Raw genomic sequence first — 21094 nt, 5'->3', positions numbered from 1 at the left:
TGAGCGTCAGTTCGTCTTCGGGTGCGGCGTGGAGCCGTAGGCCGTCAGGAACCTGTCGCGGAAGGAGCTCATCTTCCACACCGGGGCGTTGTGCGCCGGGCGCAGACCGTCGGTCCAGTTCCAGGAGTTGATCGCGTCCAGCACCTTCGGGTCCTTGGCGACGATCGAGATCGGCACGTCACGGCTGGCGTGGTTGCCGCTGACCCGGGCGATCGGCTGGTGGTCGCCGAGGAAGACGAGCACCGTGTTGTCGTTGCCGTAGCGTTCCAGCCACTGGGTGAGCGCGGTCACCGAGTACTGGATCGACTTGCCGTACTCCTGGCGGGACCTGGTGGTGTCGGCGATGACGTCCGACGCCTTGTTGCCGGCCTTCTGGATGGCGTCGAAGACCGAACCGTCGCCCAGCTGGTCCCACGGCACCATCTTCGGGATCGGCGCCCACGGCTGGTGGCTGGAGGTCAGGATGAGGAACGACATCCGTGACTTGCCGTCGGCCGGCTGCTTGCTGTGCACCCGGTCCTGGAACTGCTGGAGCGCGTACTGGTCGGGCATCGTCGACCAGCTGAACTTGGGTCCCTTGTACCCGAGCTGGAAGGCGTTGTAGACCTTGTCGAGGCCGTAGTAGCTCTGCTCCGGCCAGCCCTTCTGGATGCCCGGCATCACACCGACCGTGTCGAAGTCACCGGTCTTCTGGAACGCCTTGGTGATGCTGAGGTGATCACTGGCCATGACGGTCCGGTAGCGCTGCTGGTTGCTCACCCACAGCCCCGACATGGTCGTGGAGTGCCCGAGCCAGCTGCTGCCGCCGTAGGTCGCCGACGTCAGCCATCCGCTCTTCGCCGCGTAACCGGCCTTGGTGAGTGCCTCGGTCTGGGCGTCGAGCGTCTTGTCGACACCGGGCGCCATGATCGGGTCCTCGATGGCGCTGCGGCCGTAGCTCTCGATGAACGTGAAGATCATGTCCTTGCCGCGCAGGTCCGGCACCAGCTGGTCGGCCGGGGTGTTCCCGAAGGCGTCCACCTTGGCGACCTTCCGGAACTCCGCCTCGTCGTGCAGGGTGTCCCGCACCTGGCGGGCCTTGATCTCCAGCGCGCTCGCGGTGCGGTCGGAGGCCAGCGGCACACCGCCGGCGATCTGGAGGCCGAAGGAGGAGCAGGTGATCCAGACGACGCCCGCGATCAGCGTGCCGCGGGTGGCCCGCCCCGGATGCCGGGCCAGCAGATTGCTCAGCCGTACCGTCGCCAGGGCGAGCAGCACGAACAGCAGCACCACGAGGACGACGGCACCGACGCTGACGGCGACGGTGGCCGTCTTGCCCAGGGTGTCCTCCAGGTACGACTCCGCGTCGCTGAGCAGGCTCCAGTCCAGGATGGCGTTGAAGCTCCGGCCGAGGTACTCGTTGAACCCCATGTCGAGGAAGTTGATCAGGGTCAGCGCACCGAGCACGACGCCGAACACCGCGGCCAGCACGATCCGGGGCCGCCGGGGCAGCGCCAGCGCGACGGCGGCCGCGATGATCCCCTCGGACGGTATCCGCAGGAACTTCGCCGGCCCGAGCCCGACGACGGTGTTCGGCATCACCAGCGCGGCGATCACCAGCGCGGCGCACAGCACGGTGACACCGATGGACAGCGCGGAGGCAGCGCCGGGATGAGCATCCCGCCAGGCCGCCCGCCACACCCGAACCCGCCCACTCCAGGACGCCCAGCCGCGACGGCGGGGGGTGGTGGGAGCGGGGGCGTCCGAGGCGTCACCGGCGCCGGATTCGCGTCCGCTTCCGGCGGTGGGGGTGGCTTCGGGGTCGGCGGCGGACGCGGCTTCCTGGTCAGTGGGTGCGGTTCCGGGGTCGGGGGCGGAGACGGCTTCCGGGTCTGCGGCGGAGACGGCTTCCGGGTCGGCGGCGGACGCGGCGTCCCGGTCGGTGGGTGTGGTTCCGGGGTCGGGGGCGGAGACGGCTTCCAGGTCGGCGGCGGAGACGGCTTCCGGGTCGGCGGTGGGTGCGGCTTCCCGGTCGGCTGTGGATGCGGCATCGGGGCCGGAATCGGGCTCGGAATCGGACTCGGCGTCGGCGGATTCCGCGGCGGGCGTCGACTGCTCGGCCGCGGCCGCGGCGGCGGATGCCGGTTCCGGTTCGGGTGCGGGGGCGGATGCCGGTTCGGGCTCGGGCTCGGCGGCGGATGCCGGTTCGGATCCCCGGGGCTCCGCATCCGGCGCGGCGCTCTGCACGGCCGGCTCCTCGGGCTCCGCGGTCGTGTCGGCGGCGGGCTCGGAGGTTTCGGGAGCCGCTTTCCGCTCGGACGTCAGGGCCTCGGACTCCTCCGGTGCGCCCTCGCGTTCGGACGGCCCGGAGGGCGTGTCCGATGACTGGCGAATGCTCGTGTGCTGAGGCAACCCGGAGGTCCTTCCGTGCGAGACCCGTGAAACGGAATCGGCGGGCCAATGCCTGGGATGTCCCGGCCCGCCGCCTTCCCGTACGGCTCACACAAGCCCCCTGTTCAGGTCTTTCGGCAAACAAGGGGCAAATACAGCGCCTCGACAGGGGTGCGGGGCTGTGTCGATATGCGGCTTCGCCGCGCGGGCGCGAACAACCCCGCCGCCCCGCAGCGATCGCCCAACCCCTTACGCACCGCCCACGGCGGTGAGCAGCGCCAGTGGAGCCGCCGCCGACCGGGACTCCCGCACACACGCATGCGGATACGGCACCGGCTCCGGATGTGTGTCCCTCCCGTACCCGGCCAGCACCTCCGGCAGCCGATGCCCGCCGGCCGTCGCCGCGTCGACCAGCCCGTGTGCCACGGCCCGCGCCTCGTCGTGCAGCCCGTACCGCGCCAGCCCCAACGCGATCAGCGCGTTGTCGTGCGGCCACACCGACCCCCGGTGGTACGACAACGGGTGGTACGCCGCCTGTCCCGCGGCCAGCGTCCGTACCCCCCACCCCGAGAAGAAGTCCGGTTCCAGCAGCCGCCGTCCGACCTCCTCCCCGTACTCCTTGTCGAGCAGCCCGGACCACAGCAGATGCCCGGCGTCCGAGGCGAGCGCGTCGACCTGCCGGCCCTCCCCGTCCAGGGCCAGCGCGGGGAAGGCGGACCTGTGCATCCAGAAGTCGCGCTGGAACCGGTCCCGCAGATCGGCGGCGGCCTGTTCGAGCAGCGCCGCGTAGGTCTCGTCGGCCCACACCGTCCGCGCCACCCATGCCGTCCGGCGCAGCGCGTCGTAGGCGTATCCCTGCGCGCCCGCCGCCGTCACGGTGCCCACCGGCCGGCTGCCGTCGGCGGAACAGATCGCGCCGGGGGAGTCCTTCCAGTTCTGGTTGGCGAGCCCGCCCTTGTCGGCGCGGTAGACGAGATAGCCGCGTGAGGTCAGCCCGCCGTGGTCGAGCATCCAGCCGATGGCCGCGCGGGCGTTGCGTTCGAGGCGCCGGGCCATGCCGGTGTCCCCGGTCTGCTCCACATACGCGCCCAGCAGGATCAGGAAGAGCGGGGTGGCGTCGACGGAGCCGTAGTAGCGGCCGTACGGCACCTGCCCGAAGTGCGCCAGCTCGCCGTGCCGTACCTCGTGGACGATCTTCCCGGGCTGGGCCACGGAGTGCGCGCCGGCCTCGGTGGCCTGGGTGGCGGCGAGCGCCGGGAGGGTGGCGGCGGCCAGCCGGGGCCGGTAGGGGAGGGCGAAGAGGGAGGTGATGAGGGCGTCGCGGCCGAGCAGGGTGAGGAACCAAGGGGCGCCCGCGGCGGGGACCTTGAGTTCCTCGCCGTCCGGGCCGGTGGCCGGCACCTGGAGCGCGGCGAGGTCGGAGAGGCCGCGGGCGCAGGCCGCCGCCAGCTCCGGCCAGCCGGTCGGGAAGGCCACGCCTTCTACGAACTCCCCTTCCAGGGCGAGAAGTTGCTCGTTCAGCGCGGCCGGGTCGCGGGGGACGCGCAGGGCCCGCCGGTCGCCGTGCGGGCGCCCGATGACCCGTACGACCAGCTCGGCCGTGCCGTGCGGCGGGAGTTCCAGCGTCCAGACCATGCGCCGGGCGCCGGTCCCGGTCTCCTCGACGCCGTCCGGCGCCGGCTCGGCGGTGATCGTCGTACAGGACCGCCACTCGCCCCGGCGGTAGCCGAACTCCACCCCGTCGTCGAGGGCCTGGCGGGAGCGTACGGCGCCGGACTTGGTGTAGGTGCGGTGGTCGGCGCGGAGTTCGAACTGGTCGGTGAAGTCGGCGTCGGCGGTGATCGCGAGGCGGATGGTGGTCGGCACCGGACGGTTGCTGGTGACCCGCAGGGACTCGGCGAACGAGCCGTCGCCGACGGCCTGTTCACGGAAGAGGGTGTGCGCGGGCGGTTCCTGGCGGCCGCCGCGCGGGACCAGCACACACCGGGTGCCGTCCCCGTCGGCGACCGGGGTGAGCACCTCGGGCAGCGCCCCGTCGACCGTCAGCTGCCAGCGGCTGAGGTGCCGGGCGTCCCGTACGAACAACCCGTCCGGGGAGCCGCTGCCCCGGACGCCGCTGATGTCTCCGCGGTCGTCCACGGCGGCGAACGTCGCGCCGTGCACGAGCAGATGATGCCGGTCCGTCATCCCCGGTCCCCTCCTTTGTCCCACAGGTCGAACGTGCGGTGTCCGTCGAAGACACCTCGTTTTGTCAGCTCTTGTCCATACTTTGACGCTTTTCGCGCCTCTGAGGTTTTTGGCGTTCGTCGTGCGGTGCGTGCCGCCGGTGGTGCAGATCGAGCGCGAGCGCCGCCGTCCAGCTGAACCCGGTCGCGCCGCACGCCTCACCGGTGTACGGGTCGACGTACTCGGCGAACCCGGTCGCGTCGGCCGTCCGTACGACCGCCTCGCCGAGCGCGTCCGCCCGCTCCCGCTCGCCGTGCTCGCGCAGCCCCCGCTCCAGCAGCCAGCCGGTGTTGGCCCAGGCCGGTCCGCGCCAGTACCGGTGCGGGTCGAAGGCCGCGCCGAGCAGGTCGTAACTGGGCACCAGATGCGTGCCGGTGCCGAAGTGCGGGCCGCCGAGCGTCCGGACGAGCGCGGCGGCGATCTCGCGCGGCAACTCCGGGAGGATCAGCGGGATCAGACCCGAGACCCCGCGTTCGGGGATCAGTCCGCCACCGCCTCGCAGGTCCCGGCAGAGGAAGATCTCCCGCTCCGGATCCCACAGCCGGTCCACCAGCGCCGCCGTCAGCCGCTCCGCGCGGGCGTGCCGTGCCGTCCCCGTGGCGCCCAACTCCTGTGCGATCCGCGCGAGGGCGTACTCGGAGGCGATGAGCAGCGCGTTGAACGCCGGGTCCTCGACGGCGAACTCGCGGCGCCGGTCGGCGTATTCGGCGTCCCGGTAGTCCGTCGCCAGCCGCACGTACCGCCCGTAGTCCAGGTCCGTCGGCCGGTCCTCGGCGGCGCCGTGGTCCAGGTCGGCGCGGTGGAAGGAGCGCGCCGGAGCGGGCGCGACGCGGGCCAGCGGGGCGTCCCAGCAGGGACTGTTGTCCATACCCTGTTCCCAGGGGTGCACGACGGACGCGAGACCGCCGCCGCCGAGGTCCCGCCGGTGCAGCAGATAGCGGTGCCAGGCGGCGAGCCGGGGGTAGGCGGTGGCCAGGAAGCCGCGCGCCCGCGACAGACCGGGATCGGCGAGGTGCACCAGCCAGGCGGCCAGCGCGTGCACCGGCGGCTGCACGATCCCGGAGGTCTGTACGGTGCGGGGGGCGCCCGCGGCGCGCCCCGCGGTCGAGGAACGCCAGAAGTCGGGGCTCGGGAAGTACGCGTCGAGGGGCACGGAGGGGTTGAACACGATGTGCGGGATCCGCCCGTCGGCCCACTGGGCGGCCAGCAGCGTCTCCAGTTCCGTCTGTGCGCGCAGCGGCGACAGGTGCCTGAGGCCGATCGCGACGAACGCCGAGTCCCACGACCACTGGTGCGGGTACAGGCTCCGGGACGGCACGGTCGAACTGCCGGTCCAGTTGTCGGCGAGCACCCGTGCGGCTCTGACGTGCAGGGACCCTGAGCCGGTGGTACCGGGGGCGCGTGTGGACGGTGGATCGTATGCGATCCCGGAACCGAGCGCATGGGCTGTGAGCTGGGCAGTGCGATCCACGCGGGGCTCCCCGAAGACGTCCGGCCGACCGGGTTTGGCTGTGGCTACCGTAGGGTTACGTCTATTTAACACGCAAAACTCAATATGTAATGCAAGCTTGAGAAACACAAGGGGGTGCGCATGACCGGACGTCCCGGCAGGACCGGCAAGGGCGGCGGACAGGCGAGCTCGGGCGAACTGCTGGAGCTGGTGCGCAGCGGGCGGGCCGTGACCCGCGGTGCCCTCCAGCAGGCCACCGGACTCTCCCGCGCGACCGTCGGCCTGCGCCTGGACCGGCTGTTCCGCGCGGGCTGGCTGCGCGAGGGCGCCGGCGGCCCCGTCGACTCCCCACTGGGCGGCCGCCCCTCGATCACCCTCGAATTCGACGACTCGCACGCGGTGGTCCTCGCCGCCGACCTGGAGACCCGCCATGCCAGGGCCGCCGTCCTCTCCCTGACCGGCGAGCTCCTGGCCGAGCACTCCGGCACGCTGGTCATCCAGGACGGCCCGGACGCCGTACTCACCGAACTCGGCCGCTGGTTCGCCGAGTTGCTGGAGAAGGCCGGCCACCTGGCGACGGAGGTGTGCGGGATCGGCCTCGCGGTGCCGGGCCCGGTCGACACCGAGACCGGCCGGGTCGTGCAGCCGCCGATCATGCCCGGCTGGGACGGCTACGACATACGCGGCCGCATGGCCAGGGCGTTCACCGAGCACACGGGCGCGCCGCCGGGCGTCCCGGTCCTGGTGGACAACGACGCGAACCTGATGGCGTACGGCGAACAGCGCACGAGTCACCCGGACTGCTCGGCGTTCGTGCTGGTGAAGGTCTCCACGGGTATCGGCGCCGGGGTGGTGGTCGACGGCTCGATCTACCGGGGCATCGACGGCGGCGCCGGGGACATCGGCCATATCCGGGTGGGCGCCGAGGCGCAGTGCCGCTGCGGTTCGTACGGCTGCCTCGCCGCCGTCGCGAGCGGCGGCGCGGTGGCCCGGCGGCTGGCGGAGGCCGGGGTTCCGGCGGCCTCCGGCTCAGATGTGCGCGATCTGCTCGCCTCGGGCCATCCGGAGGCGGCGGCACTGGCCAGGGAGGCCGGCCGCCGGGTCGGGGACGTACTGGCGACGGTCGTGACCCTGTTGAATCCGGGCGTGCTGATGATCGCGGGGGATCTGGCGGGCATGTCGTTCCTCACCGGCGTGCGGGAGTTGCTGTACCAGCGGGCGCTGCCCCGCTCCACCGCCCACCTGGACGTCGTGACCTCACGACTGGGGGACCGGGCGGGGCTGATCGGCGCCGGGGCGCAGGTCGTGGAGCATCTGTACGCGCCGGAACGGGTCGAGGAACGGTTGCTGGCGCTCGGGATGTGAGGCTGCCGGCGTCGGTGGGACGGCATGGCTGTCAGCGGCGGGACGGCATGGCCGGCGCGGGTGGACGGCATGTCCGTCGCCGACGGGACGGCATGGCCGGCGCAGGCCGCCGGTACGGCTGTCAGGGGGGAGATGACGCGGGTGTTTCCGTCCGCTTTCCGCGTCCATTCCGTGTCCGCATGGTGAAATCCCGGCGTCTGTGGCAGCGTGATTCTCGCCACCCTTGATAAGGGTTGCGCTCAGATGAGCGGATCATGAGCGACTGCACTTCTCCAAGGGGTGGCACTGGGTGCCACCCCTTGATCGTTCATCGATCGAAATCAGACGTGCAGTCACTCCGCTCATCTGAGCGAAATAGTGCGGCCCTGAGCGATCTTGCGTTCAAGAAGTGAAAACATCAGCCCGTCTCCGCTTGCCAAGCTTTGACTTTCGATCCGGTGGCGGACGATCGGTTACGGGCGCATGACACGCGAGTAGACGTACCCAGGCGCCTTCGATCTGGGTATGTTCCTCGCCGTCAGGGCAGCCACCGCGTCCTTCAGGGAGTCGAGACCCGTGTCGGAAAACAAAGAACCCCACGTAGCGAAGTTCGTTTACGACTTCACCGAGGGAAACAAGGACCTCAAGGACCTCCTGGGTGGCAAGGGCGCGAACCTCGCCGAGATGACCAACCTCGGGCTCCCCGTTCCCCCGGGCTTCACGATCACGACGGAAGCCTGCAAGGTCTACCTCGACAGCGGCGAGGAACCGGTGGCACTGCGTGACGAGGTGAGTGCGCACCTCGACGCGCTGGAGCAGCGAATGGGCAAGAAGCTCGGGCAGGCCGACGACCCGCTCCTGGTCTCGGTCCGCTCCGGTGCGAAGTTCTCCATGCCCGGCATGATGGACACGGTCCTGAACATCGGCCTCTCCGACAAGTCCGTGCAGGGCCTGGCCAAGCAGGCCGGCGACGACCGGTTCGCCTGGGACTCCTACCGCAGGCTCGTCCAGATGTTCGGCAAGACGGTCCTCGGCGTCGACGGCGACCTCTTCGAGGAGGCCCTCGACGCGGCGAAGGCCGCCAAGAAGGTCACCGTCGACACGGAGCTGGAGGCGGCCGACCTCAAGAAGCTCGTCACCAAGTTCAAGAAGATCGTCAAGACCGAGGCCGGCCGGGACTTCCCGCAGGACCCGCGCGAGCAGATGGACCTCGCGATCCGCGCGGTCTTCGACTCCTGGAACACCGACCGCGCCAAGCTCTACCGCCGCCAGGAGCGCATCCCCGGCGACCTCGGCACCGCGGTCAACGTCTGCTCCATGGTCTTCGGCAACCTCGGCCCCGACTCCGGCACCGGCGTCGCCTTCACCCGCGACCCCGCCTCGGGCCACCAGGGCGTCTACGGCGACTACCTCCAGAACGCGCAGGGCGAGGATGTGGTCGCGGGCATCCGCAACACGGTCCCCCTGGCCGAGCTGGAGAACATCGACAAGAAGTCGTACGACCAGCTGATGCAGATCATGGAGACGCTGGAGAACCACTACAAGGACCTCTGCGACATCGAGTTCACGATCGAGCGCGGTCAGCTGTGGATGCTCCAGACGCGCGTCGGCAAGCGCACCGCGGGCGCCGCGTTCCGCATCGCGACCCAGCTGGTCGACCAGGGGCTGATCGACGAGACCGAGGCCCTCCAGCGCGTCACCGGCGCCCAGCTGGCCCAGCTGATGTTCCCCCGCTTCGACGAGCAGGCGAAGGCACAGTCGGTCGGCCGGGGCATCGCGGCGTCGCCGGGCGCGGCGGTCGGCAAGGCGGTCTTCGACTCGTACACCGCGGTCAAGTGGTCCCGCTCGGGCGAGAAGGTCATCCTGGTCCGCCGCGAGACCAACCCCGACGACCTCGACGGCATGATCGCGGCGGAGGGCATCCTGACCTCCCGGGGCGGCAAGACCTCCCACGCGGCCGTGGTGGCCCGGGGCATGGGCAAGACGTGCGTGTGCGGCGCGGAGGAGCTGGAGGTCGACACCAAGCGCCGGCGGATGACGGTCCCCGGCGGCCATGTGGTCGAGGAGGGCGACGTCATCTCCATCGACGGCTCCTCCGGCAAGGTCTACCTGGGCGAGGTCCCGGTCGTGCCCTCCCCGGTCGTCGAGTACTTCGAAGGGCGGATGCACGCGGGCGCCCACGACGCCGGCGAACTCGTCGAAGCCGTGCACCGCATCATGGCGTTCGCGGACCGCAAGCGCCGGCTGCGGGTGCGCGCCAACGCCGACAACGCCGAGGACGCGCTGCGGGCCCGCCGCTTCGGCGCCCAGGGCATCGGCCTGTGCCGCACCGAGCACATGTTCCTCGGCGACCGCCGCGAACTGGTGGAACGCCTGATCCTGGCGGACACCGAGGCGGAGCGTGAGGAGGCCCTCGGGGCCCTGCTCCCGCTCCAGAAGAAGGACTTCGTCGAACTCCTCTCCGCCATGGACGGCCTCCCGGTCACGGTCCGCCTCCTCGACCCGCCGCTGCACGAGTTCCTTCCGGACATCACGGAACTCTCGGTCCGGGTGGCCCTCGCCGAGTCCCGCCAGGAGCCGCACGAGAACGAACTCCGCCTCCTCCAGGCCGTCCACCGCCTGCACGAGCAGAACCCGATGCTGGGCCTGCGCGGCGTACGCCTGGGCCTGGTGATCCCCGGCCTGTTCACCATGCAGGTCCGCGCGATCGCCGAGGCCGCGGCCGAACGCAAGAACGCCAAGGGCGACCCGCGCGCCGAGATCATGATCCCCCTCGTCGGCACGGTCCAGGAGCTGGAGATCGTCCGCGAGGAGGCCGACCAGGTCATCGCCGAGGTGGAAGCGGCGACCGGCACCAGCCTCAAGCTCTCGATCGGCACGATGATCGAACTCCCGCGTGCCGCCCTGACGGCGGGCCAGATCGCCGAGGCCGCGGAGTTCTTCTCCTTCGGCACCAACGACCTGACGCAGACGGTCTGGGGCTTCAGCCGGGACGACGTGGAGGCGAGCTTCTTCACCGCGTACCTGGAGAAGGGCATCTTCGGCGTCTCCCCCTTCGAGACGATCGACCGGGACGGCGTCGGCTCCCTGGTGGCGGCGGCGGCGAAGGCCGGCCGCGCGACCCGCCCGGACCTGAAACTGGGCGTCTGCGGCGAGCACGGCGGCGACCCGGAGTCCGTCCACTTCTTCCACGAGGTGGGCCTGGACTACGTCTCCTGCTCCCCGTTCCGTATCCCGGTGGCCCGCCTGGAGGCGGGCCGTGCGGCGACGCAGTCGGCAGGCAGCGACCACCGCTGAGGCGCTGCCTTTGAACCCCGGGTCCGCCGTCCGTCCCCGACCCTCAAGACCGATGGACGGCGGCCCCGGCACGCAAGAGAGGGGCGGCACCCTGTGCGGGGGTGCCGCCCCTTGGTGCATTAACTGCGGGGACTGTCAAACTAAGCCGCTGACCAGGCTAAACGGCGTTTGCTGGCGTTGGTTGCCGTTGAACTCGCTGAAGCCGTTGTGCCCTCGTTGTGCCTGGACCCGTCACATGCCGTGATAGCCGCCGAGCGCGCGGGCCGGGCGTGACCCACTGACCAACCTCGGCACCTGGCCGGACCTCCGTTCGTTCACGCCGCAGTTCAAGGCCGAGATAGTTGAGCTGTGCTGACGTGGTGACCGCTCGGTCGGCCAGATCGCCAAGGATTTCGATCTGACCGAGACGGCGGTGCGGCTGTGGGTCAGCCAGGCCGAGGTCGACGCGGGCGAGCGCGATGGCCTGACCAGCAGCGAACGCGAGGAACTGGCGGCCTTGCGGCGGGAGAACCGCCGGCTGCGGGAGGACGTCGAGGTCCTCAAGCGTGCGACGGCTTTCTTCGTGAAGGAGACCCGGTGACGGTGCACCCGTTCATCGAGGCGGAGAAGCAGAGCGGCCACAACGTCAAGCGCGCATGTGAACTGCTGAAGGTCTCCCGAACCGCCTTCTATGCCCGCCGCACCGGCCGGCCCGGCCCGCGGGCGGTCCGCGATGCCGAGCTGACCGAGAAGATCACCGAAGCCCACGAGAACTCCCACGGCACCTACGGCGCCCCGCGCGTCCACGCCGTCCTGCAACGGGAGGGCGAGGATTGCGGTCGTCGCCGCGTCGCCAGGCCGATGCGGGACGCCGGACTTCAAGGGCGGCACCGCAGAAGGCGACACCTGACCACAGTCCCGGACCCGAGGGCCGCCGCCCGGCCCAATCTGGTCGTCCGGGACTTCCGGCCGGACGCCACCGGGCTGGACGCTCGCTGGTGCGGCGACATCACGTACATTCCGACCGATCAGGGCGGGCTCTACCTTGCCACCGTCATCGACATCGCCTCCCGCCGCGTCGTCGGCTGGGCAACCGCCGATCACCTGCGAACCGATGTGGTCGCCGACGCTTTCAAAGCAGCCTGCCGACAGCGTCGCCCCACCCGTCCAGTGATCTTCCACTCGGACCGCGGCTGTCAGTACACCAGCCAACAATTCGCTGCCCTGGCAGACGAGCTCGGCATTCGGCTGTCGGTCGGCCGCACCGGACAGTGCCGGGACAATGCGCTCGCCGAGTCGTTCTTCGCCACCATCAAACGCGAGTTGCTCGGCACCAGCGCCTGGCCCAGCAGAGCCGCCGTCCGCACCGCGATCTTCGAGTGGATCGAGAGCTGGTACAAACTTGCACCGGTTGCACAGCAGCCTCGGCTACCTCAGTCCCGCCGACTACGAGACCGCACTCGCAGCCTGACCACCACACCAATCGTGTCCGATCAGGGTTGGTTGCTGTAGCTGCCACACGTCGCTGCTGTACCCCACCCGGGCACCTGCAGGCGGGGTCAGACCAGTGCTGGACCTTGATCGACGTTCGCTTGATGACATACCTAGTGCTACTTCACACCAGCCTGGCTCAATCCGCCCCACTGGAGCCACTGAGCAGCCGTGACGTAACATCAACCCTCCATCACATACAGTGCTTTACTCAGTGAGGCTGCCGCCAATGGCCGATACTGGAACACCCCCTGCAACGCCTCCCCCTACCCCGCAACCGGGAAGCGGCGACCAGCCTGGTGAATCAAGCAGCGACAGCGCGTCAACGCAGGCGGGACGGCAACCTTCGACCCAGCCGTCGCTGATGGAGGACGTACTTGGTCACGTCCTACCGGGAGCAGCGGATCCGAATCCTCACAGACGGAACCGGAAGATCTTGATTTGGCTGGGCTCATTGATTGCGAGTGCCTTGCTCGCCTCCGTTTGGGCTAAGGGCGGGGAGTGGTTCTGGGCGAAGCACGACGCGCAGGTCGCCAACGAAGCCGAAGACCAAGTTGATCGTGAGGGTCCCGCATTCTCGGCAAGCGTACGCTTGGACACTCAATACCCCGAAGCTACAATCTTCAATTCCCCTTTCTCTGCAGAGGAAAAGAAGAAAATCCTTGGACATCCGGATGACCTCGCTTCCTTCTCCAAGGTTCATCATGGGCGAGCTGTCTACTACTCCGACGTAGACCACCCCCTCATGAAGGTCAAATCACCCGGATACTCCGAGGAATGGCTGATAGACCTCATCAGCGACAGAAAAGCTGCGCTCGTGATTAACGAAATTCAGATGAAGGGGCTGAGATGCGCGCCAGCCAAAGCGACCACAGTCATCATCACCAAGGAAGAGGGCGGCGGCAGTTACGAGGGCATGCTCTTCGACCCGGGGCGGTCCATCGACACCCCACTCATCACCGGAGATGAGGAGAAGCACTACGCGGAACCCTTCTTCAAATATAAAAAGATCGACCTGGGGAACGGCGCGACACCCGGAGGGTTGAGGGTGCAAGTCACCTCTGGGTTCGAAGACTGTACATGGAAGGCGTTCGAGGCCACTTACGTCGATTCAGAGGGGACCCATACTCAAGACATTACCAATAAAGGCAAGGGCTTCACCGTTCACGGCTTCCCGGAACAACCGAAGCAGATCTTCCAGCATTCCATTAATGGCATCGTGGAGTGCACCCCTCTGGGTCAGGGCCGCTATAAGTGCTGACATAGGCCACACTCATTGGAACTGAAGACGAAGCGCCACGTGTGGAGCATTGAGTCAGCGGAGCGGATTGGGCTCATTCTGTCTTGTTGGGGGAATAGTCAGGTTTGCAGGGGTGGTTCTGACCTCGGCCATCGAAAGTCAGCGATGATACGACGCTTCACGATCTGCGGCACCTCTACGCCTCGGTCCTGATCGAGAATGGGGCGATATCGAAGCAGGTGCAGATGAAGCTTGGTCACGCTAAGCCATCGATCACGCTGAACGTGTACGCCCACTTGTGAGAGGCGGAAGAAGACCGGACGGCCAGCATGATGGAGGAGGCTCTCGGCTAAGGCGGGTCATCATCAGTTATGGTGGCCGCGTGCACCGAACCGTCCTGAGAGCACTCGCCGCCCTAGCGCTATTTTTGATGCTCACTGCGTGTGCGGGCAGCCAGTCGACGACCGAGGTCGCGGCCGACCGCATCACCGGGAACTGGGCGGGACCACACGGCGAGAAGTTCACCTTTGCCGCCGACCGGACGTTTTCCGCCAGCAGTCTCGATTCGAAGAACCTTACCGCGGCAATGTGCACCGGAAAACCCTCCGAAGGCGGTTGGGCTTTCTATGTCACGGAGGGCGGCGGCACCGAAATCTCGGAGAAGGCCGTCAAGGCCGGTTCCTGGATCGGCCTTTCGTTCCACGGAGCGGCCGAGAACTGCCGTATCGACCTGGCGGTGGTGGACGGCGGCAAGGCACTGTGCGCGACGGACGACCGGGATGCGCCGTGCGGGCTGGACGTGAAGTTCACCAGGGAGTCGTAGCGGCACGGCTCACTTCTTGGGCGCCGCCATGACCCCCTTAATGAAGCCGTGTCCGTCCTGCCGCCCGACCCGCATCGGCTGCGAACCAGGGTCACCTACCTGCGCGGCGAACTCGGCTGTCGGGCCGAAAAAGCCTTTTGTGGTCGCCGAGGAGCGCGAGGCCCTCGCCTCGTCCGGACGGCCGGCCAAGGTGCCTACGCAAACACATTAGTAGCAACGGTACGTGCGCAAGTCGGTGAAAGGTGACAGGTGGGTGTCCGTCCATTTTGAGAACCAGTCAGTATTAGTTTCCTGTTTGAAGTTGGTGAAATGGTATCCGCCTGTCCCGCAGTGCAGATTAAGCTCGGAGGACCACGTGTAATAGGCAACAACCTCATCGCCAATGAAGTCGAACCACAGCTGGAAGGGTCCGAATGAACTGTAGTTGATAGCAATGACGTCACCTTGTGCAGTGAGGTCGATCCGAGCGGGTGTGTGGTGGCGCCATTTCTTGACTGTGAGGGTGAGGTTGGCAATTGCCCCGACGGTCGCTCCGTATCCCTCGTCATGCAAGTCGACCCGCTCGTACTGAACCGTCTTGGTGAGCACATAGTTGATCGGGCTCTGATCTGCAGGGAGGCCGAAACTTAGATCCTCCATCAGTTTCGATGGCACCTCGATCTCCCGCTCCTCAACGTGCCTGAGGTTACCGTTGTCCGCCCTCACCACAGCCGGTCGAAGTTCGAATAGGCCCTCCCCTGTGCCGGTCTCGTGATTGATGGCCATACTCATCACCCTTTCTGAGTTGCTGCCCGCTCGCAATTGACCGTTGGATGATGCGGGCTGTTTCCGGCAGCCTGCGCACAAGGAAGGCGCCTTACGGCGGTGGGGCACTCGAACGGAATTCGGAAACGCGACGAAACGGAGGGGATGGAGCCTTTGTTGCCTGACGGGCCCTAATGCAAGTGTGGACCGTTCGCAACGCAGACGCATCCCGGCGCGACCCACTGCGCCCACCGCAACGTCATCGGTTCCTCGGGACGCGGGCGCGCCTGCGAGATCACGAAAGGGCGGGGTGCGTGCGGCAGGTGCGGCGCCTGGGCCGACTCGCGAACTTGCGCCTCGTGTCTGTCGCGTTGTGCTGCGGCGTGGACGGGTAGGCGGGTCACATGTGTACGTCCGCCTGCTGCACTACCGTCCGAGAAATTCGTGCCCTGAGAGTGCCCTCGGGTACGAGGGAAGGGCTGGCTTCCCAGCTCAGGAAGTCAGCTGCACACTCTGTGCGGTGGTGCCGCCCGTGGTGCGTCATCAGGCTGTAGTACGGGGGTCACGCCCGCTCGTACTCGTTTCACAGCCAGCCGCGTCGGGTGGCGGTGATGCCCGCCTGGAAGCGGGTGGAGGCGCCGAGTTGGCACATGAGTTGGTGGACGCGACGCTGGGTGGTCCGCTCGCTCCAGCCCTGGGCGCGCGCGATGGCCGCGTCGGTGAGGCCGGAGGCGAGCAGGGCAAGCAGGGACCGGGTCTCCTCGTCAGGCTCTGCGCCCTCGGATTCCGCCGCGGTGGTGGCGTCGCCGGGTGGCAGCGGGGTGTCCGACAGCGGCACCGCGCGCTCCCATTGCGCCTCGAAGAGCGATTCCAGGGCGACGAGCACGGGGGAGCGGTGGACCAGGTAGGCGACTGACTGGCCCCCGGGTCCGAGGGTGAAGGGGAGGATGGCCGCCCGGTCGTCACTGATGACGAGTTTGAGGGGCAACTCGGGGTGTACCCGCGCCTGCTCGCCTGCCTTCATGCTGGGCACGATGTCGTTGTTCAGCCTGCCGGGCCAGGCCACCGCCTCGCGGTCGTAGATCACCCGGTAGATCACGCCGCGCCGCTGCTGCTGGAGTTGGCTGTCGAGGCTGCTGCCGGGGCCGTCGAAATAGGGCGGCCGGTCGCACACCCGCACCTCGTGGCGGGCGTCGACAGCCAGGCGGAGAACTGTGGCGTTGATGTGTTCACGGCTGGTGAGCAGTTCGACGGCCATGTCGCGCTGGCTGATCCGGGCCGCCTCCCGGTGAGTCTCGGTCAACCGCTGTACCAGGGCTCGTGCTTGCTTGAGCTGGTGCTCGCGCTGGTCTATCAGCGCGGTGACGGCGACATCCGGGGGAGTGGCGGTGAAGCGTGGCGGGCGTCCGGCGTCCTGCACGGCGAGCCCGGCCTTGACCAGTTTGGACAGCAGTCTTCCCACCGTGGTCGCGGGCATGCCGCAGACGTCGGCCAACTCCGAAGAGGTGCCACGAGGCTGCCGGACCAGTGCCACGTAGACGTGTTCTGTTTCTTCCGCAAGCCCGAGCACGCTAAATTCCATACCGCTCCGCCCATTTCCGTGGCGGCTTCCGCCACCTGGCAGAGATCCGCCAGCCTCTTAACCTTGTGTTTCGTTGGTCGCGGTTGACATCTTTCACGCTGAAGTCGGCGCTGTCCTGCGCACGTCCGAGCGGGCAGAGCCTTCCGGTGCGGATCCGTGCTCGCGGATTCGCTCCTTGAGAAAGGTGTCCCATGACGTATGCCCACACGCGCGGCAGACGGCTTGGTGCCGTCGGTGTCGCGCTCGTGGCCATCACCGCGGCCGTAACGATACCCGCGGCCGCGCTTCCCTCAGGCTCCCCCGGGTCCGGCTCCGCGGCCACTGACTCCGGCCGGTCGCCGGCCGTCAGGACCCCGCTCGGCAGCAGCTCATCAGCGGCACAGGCCGGTGCGGGGGCCGCGCTGCCCTCCACACCCGGATCTTCCGCGCTCGGTCCGTGGCGCCCGTTCCTGAAGCCCACCCCCGCGCAGTCGGCGAAGAACAGCCCTCACCAGGTCCTTGCGGTACTCGGCTCGGCCACCGAGGTGACGGGCACGTCGCTGGGCAAGCAGCACAACCTGCAGGCCCGTACCCCGCTGACCTCGGACACCGCGGTCAACACCGCGCTCCGGCGGGCCCACGCGGTCTCCATGCGGCCCCTGGTGCCGGAACTGTCGGCCGCCCAGGCGAAGCAGTTGCGCTCGGCCGCCCAGACGAAGCTGGGCTCCGGGGCGATCGACCTGTCCAAGGTCCAGGTCGTCCAACTCGCCGGTGGCGACGCCTCGGCGGCTGCCCGGGCGCTGGCCGCCACACCCGGTGTCGTCTACGCCGAGCCCGACCAGACCGTCTCCCCCATGAACACCGGCTCCGTGCCGCTGCCCTCCTCGGTGAGCGCCGCGGCGGGAAAGGCCGGCTCGTCGGAGAAGGGGAAGGGGCAGGACGGCGGTGCGACCGGCTCCGACGGTGTGCCCGGCAACGCGGCTCTCGGCACCTCGGTGCAGAGCTTCCTCAACGCCGGCGGCGTCAACGCGACGGGTGCCTTCAGTGTGTTGAAGCAGAAGTTCGGCCAGCTGCCGGGCACTGGTGAGACCATCACCAACGTCTCGGTCGGCGACCTCACCGACGAGGGGACGCCCGACCTCGCCCCGAGCGGGCCGACGACCGTCGTCCAGAACGGCCAGCGGTACCTGGACATCCCCACGATGCCCTTGATCCCCACCTACACCGCGGACCCGACCGGCGCACTCGACCCGACCGGATCGACCCAGGGACAGGACCCCGCACTGGGCGAGGTGCTGCTGGACTTCTCCGTGATGGCGCCGCTTCCGCACGACCTGCAGCGCTCGGGCATGGAGGGCAGCGGGTCCGCCGACCTGCTGGGCATCGCCCCGGGCGCGCACTACCGGCTGGTCGTCCCGCAGCAGCCGACGTTCAGCCAGATCGCGGTGGCGCTGCTGGCCGCGGCCCGGCAACAGCCGCGACCCGACGTGATCACCGCCAGCCTCGGTTACGGCACCGACGCCGCGGGTCTCCCCGGCCGCTACCTGGAGGACGACCCGGTCCAGCAGGCCGTGATCGCGTCGATCGTGCAGCAGTACGGCATCACCGTGGTGGTCTCGTCGAACGACGGGACCAGGCTGTACACCAATGCGGCCGTCGGGCCCGACGGTGGCAGCACCGCGACCGACGTCACGCGCAAGGCCGCCGACACCACCCGGATCGACGACGACCAGCTGTCGACCACGCCCAGCAAGGTGCTGGACTCCGGCGCGATCGCCGCGGGTGGTACGACGACCGACGACACGCTGTCCGTTCCGCCGCAGAACGGCGGAGCCGCGTCGGCCGACGGGACCTGGGCGACCACCAGACTCAACGGTTCCGGGGTCTTCTCCTCGGGATTCGGTACGCGCGTGGACGTCTCGGCGCCCAGCGACGGCATCCCCGCCTTCGAACACCAGGGCCAGACCGCGCAGTCGGTGACGGAGGTCCTCAACGGAGGCACTTCGGCGTCCGCGCCCGAGATCGCGGCCGCCGCCGCGGTCGTCCTGCAGGCCTCCCGGCTGACCGGGCAGCACCCGTCGCCCGACGACGTCCGTTCGCTGCTGGAGCGCACCGGCCGGGCCGTGCCCACTCCGCCGCAGATCGACCAGCCGCTGCACGTGGGCCCGCAACTCGACGTCACCGCCGCTGTGCAGGCGGTCCTGGCCAAGGCGCCCGGCAGCCATGCCCACACCGGCGCGCCCCGCATCGTCCGGCTCTCGGTGGCGCATCGCCAGACCACGGGCGGACTCGGCGGCGCGTACACCGAAGGCACCGACCCCGGCTACATCGACCTGGCCGGACCGGGCACGGGCGCCGGCGCCACCGGGGAGGGCGTGGTGGGACCGGTGACCATCGGCGCCGACGTGACCGGCCTGCCCGACCGGCAGGGCGTCAGCTACGCGCTGCGCATCGGGAAGCACGAGTTCACCTCCGACGTGCCGGCGATCCGGCTGACCCCCGCGCAGATGCTGACCGCGGCCGGACTGCCGGTCGTCTCCACGATGGACCGCCAGGTCTCGCCCACCTTCGAGGTGCGCCACGGCAACCAGGTGCTGGCCTCGGCCACCCACGAGCTGACCTTCGGCCCCACCGACGGCGGCTACGCCGAGGCACTCGCCCCGGTAGTCCGGCCCGTGGTCAAGGCGGGGCACTCCGTGCAGGTGAGCTACGACCTCACCGGAGTGCGGAACGTCAGCTCGCCGAAGTTGGTCGTGTCGGGAGTCGGCCACTGGAACCCCGCGGCGGCGCCCATCTTCTCCGCCTCCTACACCGCCCCGCTGACGGGACTTCGCGGCACGGTCTCCGTCCCGGCCGGCGCCTTCTCCGCCGGCGGCGGCATCTACGGGATCGGTATCCTCCAGAACCCCACAGCCGGCTCCAGGGGTGGCCCGGCATACGGCGAGTTCGCCTCGATCCGGGTCGACGGCGGTGCCCCCTCGCAACGCCCGGCGGCGCCGACCCTGGCCGCGAAGGCATCCGGAGACTTCGGTCACCTGCTGGAGATCAACCGGGCCGCACCGCAGTTCTCCGTGCACTACGACGTATCGCGGGTCAAGGGCGCCACCGGCGCGCTGCTGGAGTTCTCCGCGCCCGGGCCGAACATGTACGGCTCGTACAACCTGGTCAGCAATCAGAACGGCACCACCCGCGACCACAACGGGGTGGACAGCCCGGCCACGCTCGACCGCTCGCTGACGGGCACCCGAGGCACGGCGGCACTCGACGCCCTCGCGCTCAAGCTGCCCTCATCGATCGCCTACGACCTGCGGGTGTTCGCCGTCGACCGGCACGGCAGGACAGTCGGGCAGGCTTCGCCGACGTCGCTGCTGGGATACGACGACGGACTGGCCCCCGACGGCACCAACCTGACGAACTTCGCGATCGTCCCCGGCGGCACCTCCGTCGCGGCGGTCGAAAGCCCCACCGGTGAAGGCTCGGTGTACGACTACGACGCCGCGACCGGAACCTACGGACGCAAGTTGACGAGCGATCCCGCGTACGGCTCCATCTACGAGGTGTTCGGCGTCGACTCCGCCCACCACACGCTGGTCCTGCACAAGCAGACCACAACCGGCGAGCAGTGGCTCGAGACCTACGACACGAGCACCGGCAACGCGGTCGGCAGCCCCGTCCGGATCGACGACCAGTACGTCGTGACGGGTGGGCGGGTGGACGCCAAGCGCCATCGTGCGGCGGTGCTCGCCTACCGCTCGAGCGACCGTGCGGGCTTCGTCCTGCCCGTGGACACGGCGACCGGCACTCAGGGGACGCCGCTCCAGCTCGACCCCACCCCGGATGGGAGAACCCCGTACGGCCTGCTGGACGTGGACGAGTCGACCGGCGTCTTCTCCGCGCAGAAGTCCGGGTCGGCCATCAACTGCCTGGCCTCGGTCGGGTCCGGCACCGTGGCCGCGATCGATTTGGACAGCGCAACGGTCACCCGCAGCCAGGGGGGATCCCCTTGTGCCACGGACCTCGCCTCCGACCAGAAGGGCAACCTCTACGAAACGTGGTACCACTCATTCAGCGTCAACTTCGCCGGCACCGGGTACTTCGCGCAGTTGCCCAGCGGGGATCAGGTGAACCTCGGAATGGCCCAGGCGCCCCTCGCGCTCGCCGTTGACGGCGTGCACCACCTGGCACTGTTCGCCTTCCGGGTCCCGGACCTGAAGCCGACGGGCGGCTTTCAGCAGTACGGCTTCGGCGACAACAACGCCACCGGCCGGATCGCCGTCGTCGACCTGAAGACGGGCCAGACGGTGCGCACCGTGACCGGCGTCGAGTACCCGCTGTTCGGGTCCTACAACGGCCGGCTCGAAAACCATCGCGAGCGCGTCATGCAACTCGACCCGGCGACCCGGACCGGCTGGACGTACGCGGGCGACGGCAGCCAGATCCAGCAGTTCTCCTACTGACCCGATCCGCTGCTCGACCACCCGGGTGGCGGGGGGGGGGGGGGGCGGGCCGCGCCGGCCGGGGGGGGGGGGCGGGCGCACCGAGGAGATGCAGGCGTGGGGCGGCCTGCGT

General features: G+C 69.1%; 11 protein-coding genes and 2 pseudogenes. 8 read left to right on the top strand and 5 right to left on the bottom strand.

The features are described 5' to 3' along the window. Positions 1-6: 6 nt before the first annotated feature. The 3 genes from AB0D59_RS17990 to AB0D59_RS17980 form a co-directional block, all read right to left on the bottom strand. On the bottom strand, positions 7-1626 hold the full coding sequence (locus AB0D59_RS17990; protein ID WP_362565974.1) for a sulfatase-like hydrolase/transferase: 1620 nt from the start codon (positions 1624-1626) through the stop codon (positions 7-9). Between the two features lie 993 nt (positions 1627-2619). Further along, the gene (locus tag AB0D59_RS17985; RefSeq protein WP_362565823.1) at positions 2620-4557 is read right to left on the bottom strand and encodes a glycogen debranching N-terminal domain-containing protein; all 1938 of its coding nucleotides are present in this window, start codon (positions 4555-4557) and stop codon (positions 2620-2622) included. 64 nt (positions 4558-4621) lie between these two features. Next, complete coding sequence (locus tag AB0D59_RS17980) at positions 4622-6067, bottom strand: hypothetical protein (protein WP_362565821.1); 1446 nt, start codon at positions 6065-6067, stop codon at positions 4622-4624. 120 nt (positions 6068-6187) lie between these two features. On the opposite strand from AB0D59_RS17980, the gene AB0D59_RS17975 reads away from it, so the two are divergent. The 7 genes and pseudogenes from AB0D59_RS17975 (at position 6188) to AB0D59_RS17945 (ending at position 14220) form a co-directional block, all read left to right on the top strand. Beyond that, positions 6188-7411 carry an ROK family protein gene (locus AB0D59_RS17975; RefSeq protein WP_362565820.1) on the top strand — a complete coding sequence of 408 codons (1224 nt, stop codon included), beginning with the start codon at positions 6188-6190 and terminating at the stop codon, positions 7409-7411. Between the two features lie 555 nt (positions 7412-7966). Continuing rightward, on the top strand, positions 7967-10687 hold the full coding sequence (gene ppdK, locus AB0D59_RS17970) for a pyruvate, phosphate dikinase (RefSeq protein WP_362565819.1): 2721 nt from the start codon (positions 7967-7969) through the stop codon (positions 10685-10687). Positions 10688-11060: 373 nt separating this feature from the next. Further along, a pseudogene (locus AB0D59_RS17965) lies at positions 11061-11246 on the top strand (IS3 family transposase); the annotation flags it as partial. Positions 11247-11263: 17 nt separating this feature from the next. Then, positions 11264-12178, top strand: a complete 915-nt coding sequence (locus tag AB0D59_RS17960) for an IS3 family transposase (RefSeq protein WP_362565818.1) — start codon at positions 11264-11266, stop codon at positions 12176-12178. A 415-nt stretch (positions 12179-12593) separates the two neighbouring features. Beyond that, a complete protein-coding gene (locus AB0D59_RS17955) occupies positions 12594-13418 on the top strand; it encodes a hypothetical protein (RefSeq protein ID WP_362565816.1) in 825 nt (274 codons plus the stop codon). Positions 13419-13567: 149 nt separating this feature from the next. Continuing rightward, positions 13568-13699, top strand: a pseudogene (locus AB0D59_RS17950) (tyrosine-type recombinase/integrase); the annotation flags it as partial. An 80-nt stretch (positions 13700-13779) separates the two neighbouring features. Next, complete coding sequence (locus tag AB0D59_RS17945; protein WP_362565815.1) at positions 13780-14220, top strand: hypothetical protein; 441 nt, start codon at positions 13780-13782, stop codon at positions 14218-14220. A 207-nt stretch (positions 14221-14427) separates the two neighbouring features. On the opposite strand, the gene AB0D59_RS17940 is transcribed toward AB0D59_RS17945, so the two are convergent. Then, on the bottom strand, positions 14428-14985 hold the full coding sequence (locus AB0D59_RS17940) for a hypothetical protein (RefSeq protein WP_362565813.1): 558 nt from the start codon (positions 14983-14985) through the stop codon (positions 14428-14430). Between the two features lie 562 nt (positions 14986-15547). Continuing rightward, a complete protein-coding gene (locus AB0D59_RS17935) occupies positions 15548-16534 on the bottom strand; it encodes a helix-turn-helix domain-containing protein (RefSeq protein ID WP_362565812.1) in 987 nt (328 codons plus the stop codon). Positions 16535-16737: 203 nt separating this feature from the next. Between AB0D59_RS17935 and AB0D59_RS17930 the strand changes: the two genes are divergently transcribed. Continuing rightward, positions 16738-20982: a hypothetical protein gene (locus AB0D59_RS17930; protein ID WP_362565811.1), complete on the top strand. Its 4245-nt coding sequence runs from the start codon at positions 16738-16740 to the stop codon at positions 20980-20982. Positions 20983-21094 lie beyond the last annotated feature (112 nt).

Origin of the sequence: Streptomyces sp. NPDC048417 (genome assembly GCF_040651615.1) — a bacterium.
Lineage (GTDB): Bacteria > Actinomycetota > Actinomycetes > Streptomycetales > Streptomycetaceae > Streptomyces.
This window is presented reverse-complemented; position numbering and strand designations above follow the sequence as displayed.

Coding starts and splice junctions, on each gene's coding strand:
- AB0D59_RS17985 (WP_362565823.1), bottom strand. CDS start 4,557: ATGACGGACCGGCATCATCTGCTCGTGCACGGCGCGACGTTCGCCGCC.
- AB0D59_RS17975 (WP_362565820.1), top strand. CDS start 6,188: ATGACCGGACGTCCCGGCAGGACCGGCAAGGGCGGCGGACAGGCGAGC.
- AB0D59_RS17940 (WP_362565813.1), bottom strand. CDS start 14,985: ATGGCCATCAATCACGAGACCGGCACAGGGGAGGGCCTATTCGAACTT.
- AB0D59_RS17930 (WP_362565811.1), top strand. CDS start 16,738: ATGACGTATGCCCACACGCGCGGCAGACGGCTTGGTGCCGTCGGTGTC.